A 13915-nucleotide genomic window follows, 5' to 3' on the forward strand; every position below is an offset into this window, starting at 1 on the left:
TCGGCTCACACAGGGTCCGCCGCCGCCGACTGCAAGAGCGTGAGCGCGATACTGCCCGCGGTGTTGGCCGGGCCGGTGTCGATCTGCGAGCGCACGAGAAACCGCTGGATAATGCGATCAAGGCTCTCGGGCGTGGCGATCTCGTCGATCTCGCTGCTGCCGAACTGGCCATCGGCCTTGTCGCGAAAGATCTCGAGCTGTTTGTCGAGGTCGATCTGGCCAAAGCTCCCGGGCAGGCCCAGCGCAACCTCGAACACCTTGCGCAAGGGCGCGTTACCCATCACGCGGAACCATTTCGTTTCATTCGTGCCGCCCTCCCCCGCGATGCGCGGCAATTCGCTCTGGGCGTTGAGGGCGAGGCGCATCTCCTCCTGCTGATCGCCCACCGCCACTTCAAAGGATTTCGACAGGTAGCGGTCGACGATCCCGTCCGCGAAATCCGAAAGCTTGCTGCGCGGCACCGAGAAATCGCCGAACCCGAACGCCTTGGAAAAGGACTTGTATCGGTCATCGGCCATCCGGTTGGCCAGCGCATCGGGCTTGATCGTTCCGTCTTCGAGCATGCGCTGGACAAAATAGCGATTGTCTATGTCATCCTGAAGCCCGAAGGCGCCCAGCGCCACCGAAAGGAGCCGCCGGTCCGAGACAAGCTCTGCGGCCGTGTCGATCCGGCCGATCCGCTCCTTGAAATATTCGGTGTCGCGCTGGATTGCAGGAGCGGCGCGAAAGGCCGCCTCCTGTGTCGGGCGGGTCTGCTGAAGAAAGCGCCAGCCGACAAGACCGCCAGACGGGATGACCGGCTGGAACGCCATCATTGCACCCCGGCGGCCAGGAGCCGTTCCTCGCGCGGCAAGAGCGCGCGCAGCGCCTTGAGACATTGATAATACTGCGCGTCCAGCACGGCCTCGGTGGCCAGCGCCAATTGCCGGCGGCTGTCATGATCGGTCAGCACCTGGCTCAACTCCTCGATCCGGCGCAAGAGGGGCATGCGCGCGTCATCCGGCGTGGCATCGCCCGTCAGGACAAGCTGCGCAGCATAGCAGACGCGGCGCACCGGCGTATTGGCCTCTTCGGGATGGATCGCGTCGCGCAGGCGCAGGATATTGGCATTGGGCGACATGATCGACAGGCGCGACCGGCGGTCACCATTCTCGATCACCGCACCGTTGATGAGGACCCGTTCCTTCGGACCAAGCTTGAGAACAAGGCCACTCATTCCCCCGCCCCCCCGGCGCGCAGGCCGCGCATCACCGCGGCGTTGATCTCGAGAAGCGGCGCGACGCTGGCCTCCTTGCTCAGGACCCGGCCGCTGTAATCGTGCGTGAATTCGGCCAGGTAGAAGATTCGCGCCCTGAGTTCGGCCGGCAGGGGGTTGTCCTGATCGGCAACATCGGCGGCCAGCATGGTCCAGAGGCGGCGATTGGCATGCACCGCCTCGGCCAGGGCCGGAAAGCCGGGCCGTCCGAGCAGCGCCGCGGCGCGCAGCCGTTGTGTGACGCGCGCGACGACATCGTATTCGGTGCCGCGGGGCGTGCGGATCGGTGTGTTCTGGGTGGAATAGGCGGCACGCGCCATCATTTGAGATTGCAAGGCTCGGTCCTTTCCGTTGTCTGTTACTGCATGCGAGGCAGAATGGCCCGGGCGCCGGTTCGTGGCGCCCGGGCCGGTTCAGATCAGCGGAACAGGGACAGGAGTGCCTGCGGAGATTGATTGGCGATCGAGAGCGATTGTGTACCCAACTGCTGTTGCACCTGAAGTGCCTGAAGCCGGGCGGAAGCCTCTTCCATATCGGCATCCACCATCGCCCCGATCCCCGACTTGAGCGAATCGGTCAGGCTCGAGATGAACTCGGACTGGGTGTTGATCCGCCCCTCGACCGAGCCGAAAGCGGAAGCGGCCGTGATGGAAGTATCGATCAGGGATTCGATCGAGCCGAGCGCGGCGGTCGCGCCTGCACCCGAGGACACGTCGATCGCCGACAGCGCACCGAGCCCGCCGGAACCGGCGTTGGTGAACTGGCCGCTGACCGACAGGCCATCGGTACCATCCTCGTTGGTGACGACCAGGCGACCGCTGTTTGCCGCGTCGTAATCGACCGACACGTCGGCATCAGACGCCTCGATCGCCGATTTCACGCCGAGGGCAATGACGTCATTGGTCGAGGTCGCGTCGATATCGGCCTGGGTGATGGTATAGGTCACCTCGGTCTCGCCCAACCGCAGGCTCACGCTGTCGCCGGCGCTGTAGCCCGCATTGGCAAGCGTATCGAATTCGATCTGGCCACTGTCGTCTGTGCCACCATTGGCATCGAGCGAAAAGCCGAACGTGTCGCGGTTGTCGGCCGCGACACCGTCGGTGTTCGTGCCCTCGAAACCGGAAATCGCGGTATATCCGCCGGTCGAGAGGTCCTGCGCCGTTACCGTGATCGACGACGACGAGACATTGCCGGTTGAATCGCGATCAAGCGAGGACAGGATGTCAGCCGAGGCCGTCGAACCGTCGACAAGGTTCAACCCGTTGAACTGGGCGGCACTCACGACCGAGTCGATCTGGTTGCGCAACGCGGTCACATCGTCGTTGATCTTGGCGCGGTCGACATTGTCTTCCTGCGCGGCGACGATCTTGCCCTTCATCTCGGTCAGCAGATCGGTAATCGATTCGGCGGCATTGCGCGCCACCGCGACGGTGGATTCGCCCAGCGCAAGGCTGTCCGAGATCGCCTTGAACCCGTTGACGTCGGACTCCATCACTTTCGAAATGGCCCACACGGCCGAGTTGTCCTTGGCCGAGGCCACCGATTTGCCGGTCGAGATCTCACTTTGGACACCGGAAAGGTTCTTGTTGATGCCTTTGAGGGTTTGCAGCGCGACCATTGCGCTGTTGTTGGTCAGAATGCTGGACATGGTGTTGCGTTCCCTTGGTCATTGGACGCTTTGCGCCCGTTTCATATCCCGCCGCTCACGCGGTCGGAGCCAGGTCGTTCTGACACGTGCAACACCGCCGATCGCGATGCCGCGCCATCCGTCTGGATGCCCGCCCACCATGTCCGCATACATCCTAATGGTTTCCTAAGTTCCGTTCCCGATCTTGCCTGCATTTTAGGTGATTTCGAGTGTTTCTCAGGCGCGTCTTTCGACAACGTGGTCGATGCTGCCCTCGATCGTGGTGCGGCGGCCGGTTTGGTCGTAGGTGTCAAGCGAGCGGCGCATCCGGTGCAGCGCCCCGATTCGCCCGGCAACCCCGCGGATCCCCGCAAGCGCGCTGTCGAGAAGCGCCTGGTTGCGTTCGAGCCGGGTGCGCACCGCGTGAAGCATGTCTTCGGTCAGGTCATCGGCCGCATCCAGTTGATCGATCAACGCCGCCTTGTCATCCAGCATCCCGATCAGCCGCTCGAAATCACCTGCAAGCAGTGCCGCCCTTTCCGCCTCGAGAAGCGCCACGAGCGCCTCGACTGCATCATGGCGCGAGCCGGTTTCATCTGTCATCCCTGTTCTCCTTCAATGCATGGAAAAGCGTCTCGGCGAGGCCGATCCCGCCCTGTTTGACCATTTCCGCGGCCTGTGCGTCGCGCAGGAGCGAAGCGAACTGCGCTTCGCCGGCACCGCCGCCGAAACTCTCGCGCGGCTCCCCGAAACCGGCGCTTTCGAGCATTTCGGACAGAAAGACGGTTTCGAGTTTCTGCGCGGCCGCGAACAGGTCCGAATCCCGTGCCGCGCGGTTTTCCGTGGCCGGCCGCGCGACCGCGCCGGAGAGCCCCGCGGGCGCATGGGGCAGGATGGGAAGATCGGTCATTCACATGCCTCCAATTGATCGGTTTTTTTTCGTTGTACCCGATGCCGGGTAAAGAACCGGTAACCGCAATCTGGAATGCTTGGCCCGTAATGGAAGAACTTCGAGGGCCAGATGACGGCAATCACGACAAATTCGGTGATGAGCGGGCAAGCGGCAGATCGCACGCCCGGGGCCCACGCGCAGGGGCGGGCACCGGACGGGCAGGCGGATGCGCTGCGCTTTTCCGACATGATGCAAGCGGGCAAGCGCCCCGCCCAACCTTCAGTGGGCGATCCGGGCAGAGCCCCCCAGGCGCCTGAGCCGGCACCCGATCTGGGCGTGTCGGGCGCACGGGACGAGGGAACGGAAACGTCGCCTCGGCCCGGGATCACGGACCCCGGCGCAGAGGACGAAACCAACCCGGCGACCATGCAGGCAACCCATCCCGACATTGCCAACGAACCCGATACCGCGCCGCATCCAGCGGCACGTGAGGAAGAGCCCGCGACAGCGGCTGCGGCTTTCGCGGCTCCGGCGCCGCTCCCTGACAGGCCCGGCCCTGATCACAGGGCCGCGGCATCCGGCAAGAAACAGCAGTCGTCAATGCCACCGCGGACAGGAGGAACAGACGGCATTCCCACCCCCCCGAAGGGCGAGGGTTTCGCCACTCCGGTGCACAAGCTCTTCGAAACGGGCAGTGACCACCATGCAACGCGCGCCGCCGCATTGGCGCGGCCGGACATCCAACTTCCGGCACAAGCCATCGCCTCGAACGCGGCGCGGGCCCGGCTCACCGAAATTTCAAAAAATGCCCCGACACGGCAGCAAGGCACCAAAGAGCCTCTGCCGATCCCCGGCGCGGAACGCAAGGCTGCCGACATGGCCGGAGGCCAGTCCGGCACACCGCATGTGCCAGGTCCGGAACGGCTGGTGACATCGCTACGGCAGCCTGCCGTCCTCCCACTGTTGGCCGCCACCGCCGAGTCGGTCCTGCCCGCGACCGCTTCGAACCGAAGCGACCGTGCCAGCCTGGCTGACCCTTTGGGAGAGTTCGCCGCACTCTCGGGGGCCGAGACCACAACGCGAGACCTGCGCCCCTCGGGTCCGCTCATCGCGCGCCATGGTCCCGACCTGCCACAGCATATCGCCCGCCAGATCGCCGAATTCGCCCCGCAGCCGCAGCAGGCGACCGAGGTCCGGCTCAACCCCGAAGAGCTTGGACGGGTGCGAATGACCATGATCCAGGCCGAGGGTGCGATCTCGGTCAGCATCACCGCGGAACGCGGCGAGACGCTTGACCTCATGCGGCGACATATCGGCCTTCTGGCGGAAGAGTTCCGGCAGATCGGCTATGGCAGCATCACATTCGACTTCGGCCCCGAAGGCCAGCGCCAGGGGCGCGGGCACCCGGCGCCGGACGAAGACCCGACACACGCCGACGCAGGCCAGCACCCGGGCGCGCCCGAGAGAGACGCGTCGCCTGCGCGCGCGCTCTCGGCCCACATTGCGAGCGGCTCGATCGATATCCGCCTTTAACGAAAGCAGCGCATGATGACAGACCCAACAACGCCCCTTTCCTCAACTTCCCACGCCGCCGCCGCGCAAAGTGCGCGCGCCCGATCCGGCGAGACGCAAAGCGTGATCGGTTCGGATTTTCAGACCTTCCTGGAAATGCTGACCACCCAGATGCAGAACCAGGATCCCCTCAATCCGATCGACAGTTCGGACTACGCGGTGCAACTGGCCACGTTCTCATCTGTCGAACAGCAGGTTCTGACCAATGATCTGCTGAGCGGGTTGGCGGCGAATATCGCGGCGTCGGGCGTGACACAGCTTGCCTCGCTGGTGGGAATGGAGGTGCGCAGCACCGCCGCGGCCCGGTTCGATGGCGCGCCCCTGAACCTCGCACCCGAGGTCGACCCGCAGGCCGATGCGGCATGGCTTGTCGTCAACGACGAGACCGGAACCGAGGTTCAGCGTCACCCGCTCGACCTTGCCGGTGGCCCGGTGGCATGGGCCGGGGTCGACGCGGACGGCGCCCCGTTGGCGCCGGGGCTTTACAGTTTCACGGTCGAGAATTTCGCGAAGGGAGAACCCGTTTCCACGACCCCGGTCGAAACCTATTCCAGGGTGATCGAGGCGCAGAACGTGGAGGGCAGCTTGCAGCTTGTCCTCGATGGTGGCGCGACGGTCGCCGCAGACGATGTTCTGGCGCTGCGCCACCCGACCTGAGCGCGCGAAGCGAGCGGCCTGAACAGCCTGTCCCGACAACCTCTTGGCGAATCAATCATGCCGGAACACCGGGCATTCATAGGATTGACCGCTTCGCGGCAATTCCACGTCACCGAGCCACGTCGATGCAAAAATGCAACGCAGCACAGCGCCGTATCGCGGAAAATCAGCACGGTTCTGCCCAAGATTGGAGCAGATCGAAACGGAAACGCCGGCACCGCAAAAATCTGTTTTCAAGCTGAATGATACTGTGCGATAGTGTTATCGGTCACGTTGGCACTTGCCGACTCAACTAAGGTTTGGAGAAAGTTATGAAAAAGATTTCGACGATCGCAGCCGTTGCTGCTCTCGCCGCTGCTACCGCACTGCCGGTTGCCGCTGAAACCAAGACCCAGGACGATCCGTTCGTGTCGACCCAAGGTGCCGGGCTTGGCCTTGGCGCCGGTGGCGCAGGTGTTGCAGCCGTCGCCGTCGTCGGTGTGGCCGTTGCCGTTGCCGCAAGCGACGGAACCTGAAACGATCGCCGACAGGCGACCGGTTTTTAGAAACGGCGGCCTTCGGGCCGCCGTTTTCATTTGGTCACTTACTTGCGCAGGGCCTGGATAAAGATGTGTCCTGTATCGGGGCTCGCCCACTGGCGCGACTGTACGACGTCGCCCCGCGTGTCGACCATGTAGGTGTTCACGAAACTGCGCGCTCCGGTGTCGCAGCTTTCGGTCATCTCGATCGCTCTCGCCTTGAACCGCACGCTTTCGACCAACTTCTCGCCGCCACGGGTCACGCGGCACGTCGCACGCATCTCCACCGTGTGGTTTTCTCCGTCGAGATAGCGGTGAACGCGCTGCGCCTGCCCCGACCGCCGCGCGGTGACGAGCGCGGCAATCTCGTCGGTTTCGGATGACATGATGTCATTTCCGAGCCCCCGCGTCGCGGTGATCAGCCCGTCCTTCATGGTGATCGTCCGACGGTCGGGCGCGGCCCATGTGCCATGGGGACCATTGGTCTCGATCCGGGTCAGAAGCGTCGTGCTGTTGCGCGCCTCGACCACGGCAAGGCTCAGCGGCAGATCGGTGCCCTTGAGCCCTGCATCAATCTCGGCCGCGATCTGTTCGGCTGTGGCGCCGCCGTTGTCTTCCTGTCCCGATGACGTGAACACGTCCGAGGCCGCAGTCCTGAGCACCTCGAGCTGACTCTGGCCGGGCCGGTTGCCGCAGGCGGCAAGGACAAGGCAGGCACTCAACAGCAGGCCGACATGTGAACGCTTCATCTCCAGAATTTCCCCCATGTCTTGGCCATCTGCGGTCGGTGGGTGTCGCGCACCGCCTCGTAAAGCCGACCATCCACATTGACGCGCGCACCGCCATCACGGGTCAGCGACCGGATCATGAGGTCGTTTTTCTTCCGCGTGGCCGAACCGATCGCCCAACTCATCGGAATGGTGATGCGGATGCCCTTGTCGAATGATCCCTCGCCAAAGGCGGCGGCCGACACGTCGGTCTTGGTCACATAGGCCCCCACACGCCAGCCATTGTCGAATTCCCGGTCAAGCGCCACGGTGGCCCCCCAGTCGCCGGCAAGGTATCGGCCCATGTCAAGCTGACCGTGAAAGCCGTTACCGAAATCGTAATAAGCCGACAGATGGCCGGTCGCGATATCGTAATCGCGCAGTCCGAAACCCTGATCAAAGTCGCGCTGCGCGACATAGTTCAACTCGGCGCCCAGCGCGAGAGGGCTGTCCACCGGTTTCCAAAGGACCTCGCCCGAGGCACCGGCATACATCTGTTCGAGGTAGCCGAAGGTCAAGCGGCCATACCAGTCGTCACCCAGCCGGCCGTATTTCGCGATTGTCAGGTGATCGAGCCGCGGGTCGTTGCCCTCGGAATAGAAACGCGCGTTCGAGCGCACTTTTGGCAGCGTGCCCGGACCCGCCCCCGACCGGCCACTGGGGGGATCGTCGAGATTCCCCGCCGCCTTGACCGACACAGCGCCTGACAGGACCCAGCCGGGCGCGACGTGATAGTCGCCCGACAGGCGCACCCCCGCATCTGCCTTGACCGGCGAATCCGGATCGAAAACACCGAGTTTCAAGAACGGGGCGAGGCTCCATTCCAGCCGCGGATAATTGTCCGGGGCAACGTCCATTCCCGCCCATGCCGCGCCATCGCCGCTGAAGGTCACGCGATCGAACATCTCTGCGGCGGGCGCGTTTTCCAGTGCCTCGATATCGCTTCGCCGCATGGTCACCGCACCGGCCGGCATGCCGCGATAGCTTTGCCCGATGGTGAAATGTTCGACCGAATCCGGCATCACGCGGCTCAGAACGCGAGCCGCACGGCCAGCGGCCTGAGATTCGACATCCCAGCGGTGGTTACGCAAGAGAACCCGCGCATGCCGGGAGTCGACCTCCATCCCCTCGAGGATCAGCCCCTCCCGGGCCAGGCTTTGCGCAACCTCGTCGCTCAACGTGTCGCGGGCACCGGGCGTGTCGGCCCAGCCCAGATCCCGGGCCGAGAACTCCGGGCGCACCGAAACCGGCACGGGGGCCGTATCGGACCCGCCCGGTACCGGCGATGCCTTGGGGTTGAGTGCAATACTCATCCGCACCCCCACTTCCGAGCCATACATGTAATAGGCGCCGAGGTTGATGCTGTCACTGACCTGGTAATCGAGGCCGAAATTCCACGGGCTTTCACGTCGGAACAGGTTCGCCCCCGGGTCCTGCCCGGCGCCACGCTCTTCGAGATAGGCGTCGGTCGAATACTCGGCCTTGAAGCTCAGCCGCTCGCTCGCCTGGTAGCTCAGCCCGCCAAAACCCGACATCGGCCCGCGGAACCATCTGTCTGTGTTTGGAATGCCGCCGGAGCCGATCACGCCTGTCGGGCGGGTGCCGGTGCTCCCGAAACTGTCGAAACTGCCCAGCCGTCCCCAACCGACTCCACCGGTCAGGCGCAGCCGCGATCCGATCTCCTTGGTCGCGACCACGTATTCACCGCCGTAAAGCCCGGTGCCCATGAAATCGCGCAAACCGACCGCCACCGCCGGCCAGTAGTCCCCTTCGGTCAGGACCTGATAGCGCAGATCGAAGCTGCGGTCATAATAGGACGAATTGGGATAGGGATTCGCCCCGCCCCGTCCCGGACGGTAGTCGCGCAACGACGAATAGCGAAACGATCCGGTCAGGCGCGGCGCGACCTGAAAGCTCAACGTCGTCTTGGTGGTGTCCCCGAAATGCGAAACCGTGGCGGACAATTCCCCGTCCTCGGCCATCTCGGCCGTGGGCATGTCGATCAACCCACCGGGCGTGCCATACATGTTCTTCGATCTGGTGGTCAGGTTGTCACCATGGGCCGCCATCGGCACCATCGCCACAAACCCGACAATCATCGCCGGCGTCGTAACCCGCATCGCGCTGCCACTCCAATTAATCCATGACAGCTTATGCGATACTGCACCGTGAAAAAACAGCCCATTTCACCGTGAAACACGCGCCCGCCAAACTGTCACAAATCTGCCAGTGCAAATGAGCGCGCCGCAGATCGTCATTGTGACATCACAAGCGCAGCGCCCCCCGCTCCCAGCGCCACACCACCGACAAGCCAAAGCGCGTGCACCCATGGACGGGTCTCGGGCCGGGGCGGGGCAGGCGGAAGGCTTTGCCGGATGAGCGCGGCCTCGACCATGCCGGGCAGGCGCGGGCCGAACCGCGCCAGCACCCGCGCGGTTTTCGCCATGTCCCGGGCCAGCGCCTTGGGGCCGATGGATTGCTGGATGTAGTCGCCGACGATGGGCTTGGCCACGTCCCATATGTTGAGATTGGGCGACAGCGATCGCGCCACCCCCTCGACCACCACCATCGTGCGCTGCAAAAGGATCAGCTCGGTGCGCGTTTCCATTCCGAAACGCTCCGTGACTTCAAAGAGATAGCTCAGAAGCCGCCCCATCGAGATCTGGCTCGCGTCCATGCCGAAAATCGGCTCGCCCACCACCCTGAGTGCGCGGGCAAAGGCGTCCACGTCCTGATCGGCGGGCACGTATCCGGCCTCGAAATGCACTTCGGCCACGCGTTTGTAATCGCGCTGGATGAAACCATAAAGGATCTCGGCATAGACCCGGCGGGTGTATTCGTCGATATGCCCCATGATCCCGAAATCATAGGCGATGATATCGCCATTCGCCGCGACCTTGAGGTTGCCCTGATGCATGTCGGCATGAAAGAATCCGTCGCGCAACGCATGGCTCAGGAAAAGCTGCAACACCCGCTCGCCCAGCGCGCGACGATCATGGCCGGCCGCATCCAGCGCCGCGTTGTCGCCCAGCGCCACCCCCTCGGCCCAGCCCATCACCATCACGCGACGGCCCGAAAACGGCCATTTCACATCCGGCAGACTAAAGCCTGCATCTTCTGAAGTGTTGGCCGCGAATTCACTGGCCGAGGCCGCTTCGAGCCGCAGGTCGAGCTCGCCGCGAACCACGCCCTCGAAATGGGTGATCACATCGCGCGGGCGCAAGCGCCGCGATGCAGGCGACAGGAACTCGATCACATCGGCGGCAAGGTAAAAGGCGTCGATATCGCGCCGGAACGCCCGCTCGATCCCCGGCCTCAGCACCTTGACCGCCACGTCCTCGCTCGTGTCCCTGAGCCGCGCGCGATGCACCTGCGCGATCGAGGCCGCCGCCACCGGTTCGCTGAAACTGTCGAAAATCTCGCCCACGGGCAGGCCCAGCGCATCCTGAACCGTTGCGCGCGCCTCGGCCATGGAAAAGGGCGGCAGCTTGTCCTGCAAGACCCGCAGATGCCGGGCCAGCTCGTCGCCCACCACGTCGGGCCGGGTGCTCAGGATCTGCCCGAACTTGATATAGGCCGGGCCCAGCGCGCTCAGCGCGCGGGTCGCGGGCGGCATCGCGGGATCCCCCTTTTCGCCCAGCAATTGCACCGGCCAGACCAGCGCGCGCAGCACCATCCGCATGAATTTCGGCGCCTCGAACGCATCGAGGATCACCGTCATCGCCCCGGTCCGCTCCAGCGTCGCACCGGTACGGATCAGGCGGATGATATTGTGCGGACCCCTCATCCCGCGCGCCTCACAGCTTCCAGCCGGAATGCAGACAGGCAATGCCCATGGACAGGTTGCGATATTTCGCCTGCTCGAACCCGGCCGCTTTCACCATGTCGAGGAACGTCTCCTGATCCGGGAACTTGCGGATCGATTCAACAAGATACTGATACGAATCGCGGTCATTCGCGATCGCCGCACCCATACGCGGAATGATGTTGAAGGAATAAAGATCATAGATCTTCTGCATCAGGTCATTGGGAATCTGGCTGAACTCCAATACCATCAGCCGCCCGCCCGGCTTGAGCACGCGGAACGCTTCGTTCAGGGCCTCCTGCGGGCGGGTCACGTTGCGGATGCCGAACGAGATCGTGTAGACGTCGAAAACGTTGTCATCAAAGGGCAGCGCCATCGCATCGCCCACCACCCAGTCAAGACTGTGCGCCAGGTCCGCCGCCTCGGCCCGCTTGCGCCCCTCGATCAGCATCGGCTCGGTCAGGTCCAGCACCGTCGCCTCCCCATGCCCCGCGCGCTTGAGAAAGCGGAACGCGATGTCGCCCGTGCCACCCGCCACATCCAGAAGCCGCTGTCCAGGTCGGGGGGCGAGCCAGTCCATCATCGCATCCTTCCAGATGCGGTGAATGCCAAGGCTCATCGCGTCGTTCATTACGTCGTATTTCGACGCGACCGACCCGAACACGCCGCGCACACGCCCGGCCTTCTCTGCCTCGGGGATATCCTGAAATCCGAAATGCGTGGTCTTCCCGGTCATTTGGCTTGCCTTGATGCTGTCCGCCCACTCTTATACGCGGCGTTACGCGCGCACAATGCGCCCCGATGACCGCGAGGCCCCATGCCCGAGTTACCCGAGGTTGAAACTGTCCGCCGTGGTCTTGCTCCATCGATGGAGGGGCAGGTCATCACGCATGCGCAGGTCAACCGCCCAGATCTGCGCTGGCCCTTCCCGCCCGATTTCGCCGCACGCCTGACCGGGCGGCGTGTCGAACGCCTCCGCCGACGCTCCAAGTACATCCTCGCCGATCTCGACGGGGGGGACTCGCTGCTGATTCACCTCGGCATGTCAGGGCGGATGACCGTCTCGGGCGACCCGCTGGGACAATTTGTCCACACCCACCCGGCCCGCGAAAAACACGATCACGTCATTCTCGACATGGCGAACGGCGCGCGGATCACCTTCAACGATGCGCGCCGCTTCGGCGCGATGGACCTCCTGCCCACCGACCGGGCCGATGCCCATCCGCTGCTGGCCAGGCTCGGCCCCGAGCCGCTCGGCAATGCCTTCAACGAGGCGTACCTCGTCGCCGCGCTCAGGGGCAGGAACACCCCGGTCAAATCGGCCCTGCTCGATCAGCGCATCATCGCCGGCCTGGGCAACATCTATGTCTGCGAGGCGCTTTACCGCGCCCATATCGCGCCCACACGCCGTGCCGGGCGAATCTCGGCGGCGCGGGTGGCGGCACTCGTTCCGGTCATCCGCACCGTGCTGCAAGAGGCGATCGAGGCGGGCGGTTCATCGCTCAGGGATTTTCGCCGGACCAGCGGCGAACTGGGCTATTTCCAGCACCGTTTCGACGTTTACGACCGCGCGGGCCAGCCCTGCCGCACCCCCGGCTGCACGGCCACGATTCGCCGCACCGTGCAATCGGGGCGGTCGTCCTTTCACTGCCCGCAATGCCAAAGATAACTTGATCCACCCCGCCACAATGGTAAGGAATCTCCCCTAGACCGAAACAAGCGAAAGCGACATGACCATGGCCTATGAGACGATCATCGTCGAAGTAGAAGACCACGTCTGCCTCATCCGTCTGAACCGCCCCGATGCGCTCAACGCGCTGAACGACCAGCTCCTCACGGAACTGGCCAAGGCGATGACCGAGGCACAAGCCAACGACAAGGTGCGCTGCATCGTGCTGACCGGCAGCGACAAGGCTTTCGCCGCCGGGGCAGACATCAAGATGATGAGCGAGAAGAGCTTCACCGACGTCTTCACCTCGGATCTCTTCACCGACGAGACCGATGCCGTGACCCGCGTGCGCAAACCCGTCATCGCGGCCGTGGGCGGCTACGCGCTGGGCGGCGGCTGTGAACTGGCGATGATGTGCGATTTCATCATCGCCGCCGACAATGCCAAGTTCGGCCAGCCCGAGATCAACCTCGGCGTGATGGCCGGGATCGGCGGCACCCAGCGCCTGACCCGGGCCATCGGCAAGGCCAAGGCGATGGACATGAACCTCACCGGCCGCTTCATGGATGCCGAAGAGGCCGAGCGCGCCGGGCTGGTCAGCCGCATCGTCCCCGCCAAGGAGCTGATGAAAGAGGCGATGGGCGCGGCCCAGAAGATCGCCGAGAAAAGCATGATCGCCACCATGGCGGTCAAGGAATCGGTCAACCGCTCCTTCGAGACCACGCTGCGCGAAGGGCTCTTGTTCGAGCGCCGGGTGTTCCACGCGCTCTTTGCCACCGGGGACCAGAAGGAAGGCATGTCCGCCTTCCTGGAAAAACGCGAGCCACAATTCCGCGATCGATGATCGCGCCCCAGAGCACGCACAAGGCCCGGATGCGGATCGCACCGGGCCTTCTTCATTTGCGCCGGTCACGGGCTGTGGCCCGCCATGCACGTCATTTCCATCGGGGAAAGAGCGTGTGGTAGCGTGGGGCGGACTTGAACCGCCGACCCCAGCATTATGAGTGCTGTGCTCTAACCGGCTGAGCTACCACGCCATCTCACACGAGCCGCTCAATTAGACTCGCTTCCGCGGCCTGTCAAACGGAATTGCACCCTGAGCCTTCATCTTGCCCCAAATACTCCCGCCGGAGGCCACCCGAGGATGAGGCCG

General features: G+C 64.1%; 15 protein-coding genes and 1 tRNA gene. 4 read left to right on the forward strand and 12 right to left on the reverse strand.

From position 1 onward, the window contains the following. Positions 1 to 5: 5 nt before the first annotated feature. From ACESL9_RS01365 to ACESL9_RS01390, 6 genes are all read right to left on the reverse strand, one after another. Positions 6 to 812 carry a DUF1217 domain-containing protein gene (locus ACESL9_RS01365; RefSeq protein WP_372612851.1) on the reverse strand — a complete coding sequence of 269 codons (807 nt, stop codon included), beginning with the start codon at positions 810 to 812 and terminating at the stop codon, positions 6 to 8. Next, the gene (flbT, locus tag ACESL9_RS01370) at positions 812 to 1216 is read right to left on the reverse strand and encodes a flagellar biosynthesis repressor FlbT (RefSeq protein ID WP_372612853.1); all 405 of its coding nucleotides are present in this window, start codon (positions 1214 to 1216) and stop codon (positions 812 to 814) included. The genes ACESL9_RS01365 and flbT overlap by 1 nt, the downstream gene beginning before the upstream one ends. Beyond that, complete coding sequence (gene flaF, locus ACESL9_RS01375; protein WP_372674417.1) at positions 1213 to 1590, reverse strand: flagellar biosynthesis regulator FlaF; 378 nt, start codon at positions 1588 to 1590, stop codon at positions 1213 to 1215. Before flaF ends, flbT begins: the two co-directional genes overlap by 4 nt. Before the next feature lie 83 nt (positions 1591 to 1673). After that, complete coding sequence (locus ACESL9_RS01380; RefSeq protein ID WP_372612857.1) at positions 1674 to 2903, reverse strand: flagellin; 1230 nt, start codon at positions 2901 to 2903, stop codon at positions 1674 to 1676. A gap of 216 nt (positions 2904 to 3119) precedes the next feature. Beyond that, a complete protein-coding gene (flgN, locus tag ACESL9_RS01385) occupies positions 3120 to 3485 on the reverse strand; it encodes a flagellar export chaperone FlgN (RefSeq protein WP_372612859.1) in 366 nt (121 codons plus the stop codon). Beyond that, positions 3475 to 3792, reverse strand: a complete 318-nt coding sequence (locus ACESL9_RS01390) for a rod-binding protein (RefSeq protein WP_372612861.1) — start codon at positions 3790 to 3792, stop codon at positions 3475 to 3477. The genes flgN and ACESL9_RS01390 overlap by 11 nt, the downstream gene beginning before the upstream one ends. A 111-nt stretch (positions 3793 to 3903) precedes the next feature. On the opposite strand from ACESL9_RS01390, the gene ACESL9_RS01395 reads away from it, so the two are divergent. Beyond that, a complete protein-coding gene (locus ACESL9_RS01395; protein ID WP_372612863.1) occupies positions 3904 to 5307 on the forward strand; it encodes a flagellar hook-length control protein FliK in 1404 nt (467 codons plus the stop codon). Positions 5308 to 5322: 15 nt separating this feature from the next. Continuing rightward, a complete protein-coding gene (locus ACESL9_RS01400) occupies positions 5323 to 6003 on the forward strand; it encodes a flagellar hook capping FlgD N-terminal domain-containing protein (RefSeq protein WP_372612865.1) in 681 nt (226 codons plus the stop codon). A gap of 233 nt (positions 6004 to 6236) precedes the next feature. On the opposite strand, the gene ACESL9_RS01405 is transcribed toward ACESL9_RS01400, so the two are convergent. The 5 genes from ACESL9_RS01405 to ubiE all read right to left on the reverse strand — a co-directional run bounded on the left by ACESL9_RS01405 (position 6237) and on the right by ubiE (position 11829). Continuing rightward, positions 6237 to 6578, reverse strand: a complete 342-nt coding sequence (locus tag ACESL9_RS01405) for a hypothetical protein (RefSeq protein ID WP_372612867.1) — start codon at positions 6576 to 6578, stop codon at positions 6237 to 6239. A gap of 8 nt (positions 6579 to 6586) precedes the next feature. Continuing rightward, positions 6587 to 7270, reverse strand: coding sequence for a YjbF family lipoprotein (locus ACESL9_RS01410; RefSeq protein WP_372612869.1), 684 nt, complete (start codon positions 7268 to 7270; stop codon positions 6587 to 6589). Continuing rightward, positions 7267 to 9408, reverse strand: coding sequence for a YjbH domain-containing protein (locus ACESL9_RS01415; RefSeq protein WP_372612871.1), 2142 nt, complete (start codon positions 9406 to 9408; stop codon positions 7267 to 7269). The genes ACESL9_RS01410 and ACESL9_RS01415 overlap by 4 nt, the downstream gene beginning before the upstream one ends. A 134-nt stretch (positions 9409 to 9542) precedes the next feature. After that, the gene (ubiB, locus tag ACESL9_RS01420) at positions 9543 to 11075 is read right to left on the reverse strand and encodes a 2-polyprenylphenol 6-hydroxylase (protein WP_372612873.1); all 1533 of its coding nucleotides are present in this window, start codon (positions 11073 to 11075) and stop codon (positions 9543 to 9545) included. A 10-nt stretch (positions 11076 to 11085) separates the two neighbouring features. After that, complete coding sequence (gene ubiE, locus ACESL9_RS01425; RefSeq protein ID WP_372612875.1) at positions 11086 to 11829, reverse strand: bifunctional demethylmenaquinone methyltransferase/2-methoxy-6-polyprenyl-1,4-benzoquinol methylase UbiE; 744 nt, start codon at positions 11827 to 11829, stop codon at positions 11086 to 11088. 81 nt (positions 11830 to 11910) lie between these two features. On the opposite strand from ubiE, the gene mutM reads away from it, so the two are divergent. Together mutM and ACESL9_RS01435 are read left to right on the forward strand one after the other, a co-directional pair. Continuing rightward, positions 11911 to 12762 (forward strand): bifunctional DNA-formamidopyrimidine glycosylase/DNA-(apurinic or apyrimidinic site) lyase, encoded by an 852-nt coding sequence (mutM, locus tag ACESL9_RS01430; RefSeq protein ID WP_372612877.1) that lies wholly within the window; start codon positions 11911 to 11913, stop codon positions 12760 to 12762. Between the two features lie 67 nt (positions 12763 to 12829). Beyond that, complete coding sequence (locus ACESL9_RS01435) at positions 12830 to 13606, forward strand: enoyl-CoA hydratase (RefSeq protein ID WP_372612947.1); 777 nt, start codon at positions 12830 to 12832, stop codon at positions 13604 to 13606. A gap of 116 nt (positions 13607 to 13722) precedes the next feature. Here ACESL9_RS01435 and ACESL9_RS01440 read toward each other — a convergent pair. Then, positions 13723 to 13799: transfer RNA gene (locus tag ACESL9_RS01440), tRNA-Met, on the reverse strand. Positions 13800 to 13915 lie beyond the last annotated feature (116 nt).

Source organism: Aquicoccus sp., assembly GCF_041686535.1.
Classification (GTDB): Bacteria; Pseudomonadota; Alphaproteobacteria; order Rhodobacterales; family Rhodobacteraceae; genus Aquicoccus.

Coding starts and splice junctions, on each gene's coding strand:
- ACESL9_RS01435 (WP_372612947.1), top strand. CDS start 12,830: ATGGCCTATGAGACGATCATCGTCGAAGTAGAAGACCACGTCTGCCTC.
- ACESL9_RS01380 (WP_372612857.1), bottom strand. CDS start 2,903: ATGTCCAGCATTCTGACCAACAACAGCGCAATGGTCGCGCTGCAAACC.
- ubiB (WP_372612873.1), bottom strand. CDS start 11,075: ATGAGGGGTCCGCACAATATCATCCGCCTGATCCGTACCGGTGCGACG.
- mutM (WP_372612877.1), top strand. CDS start 11,911: ATGCCCGAGTTACCCGAGGTTGAAACTGTCCGCCGTGGTCTTGCTCCA.
- ACESL9_RS01410 (WP_372612869.1), bottom strand. CDS start 7,270: ATGAAGCGTTCACATGTCGGCCTGCTGTTGAGTGCCTGCCTTGTCCTT.
- ACESL9_RS01390 (WP_372612861.1), bottom strand. CDS start 3,792: ATGACCGATCTTCCCATCCTGCCCCATGCGCCCGCGGGGCTCTCCGGC.
- flgN (WP_372612859.1), bottom strand. CDS start 3,485: ATGACAGATGAAACCGGCTCGCGCCATGATGCAGTCGAGGCGCTCGTG.
- ACESL9_RS01405 (WP_372612867.1), bottom strand. CDS start 6,578: ATGAAAACGGCGGCCCGAAGGCCGCCGTTTCTAAAAACCGGTCGCCTG.
- ACESL9_RS01365 (WP_372612851.1), bottom strand. CDS start 812: ATGGCGTTCCAGCCGGTCATCCCGTCTGGCGGTCTTGTCGGCTGGCGC.
- ACESL9_RS01400 (WP_372612865.1), top strand. CDS start 5,323: ATGACAGACCCAACAACGCCCCTTTCCTCAACTTCCCACGCCGCCGCC.
- ACESL9_RS01415 (WP_372612871.1), bottom strand. CDS start 9,408: ATGCGGGTTACGACGCCGGCGATGATTGTCGGGTTTGTGGCGATGGTG.
- ubiE (WP_372612875.1), bottom strand. CDS start 11,829: ATGACCGGGAAGACCACGCATTTCGGATTTCAGGATATCCCCGAGGCA.
- ACESL9_RS01395 (WP_372612863.1), top strand. CDS start 3,904: ATGACGGCAATCACGACAAATTCGGTGATGAGCGGGCAAGCGGCAGAT.
- flbT (WP_372612853.1), bottom strand. CDS start 1,216: ATGAGTGGCCTTGTTCTCAAGCTTGGTCCGAAGGAACGGGTCCTCATC.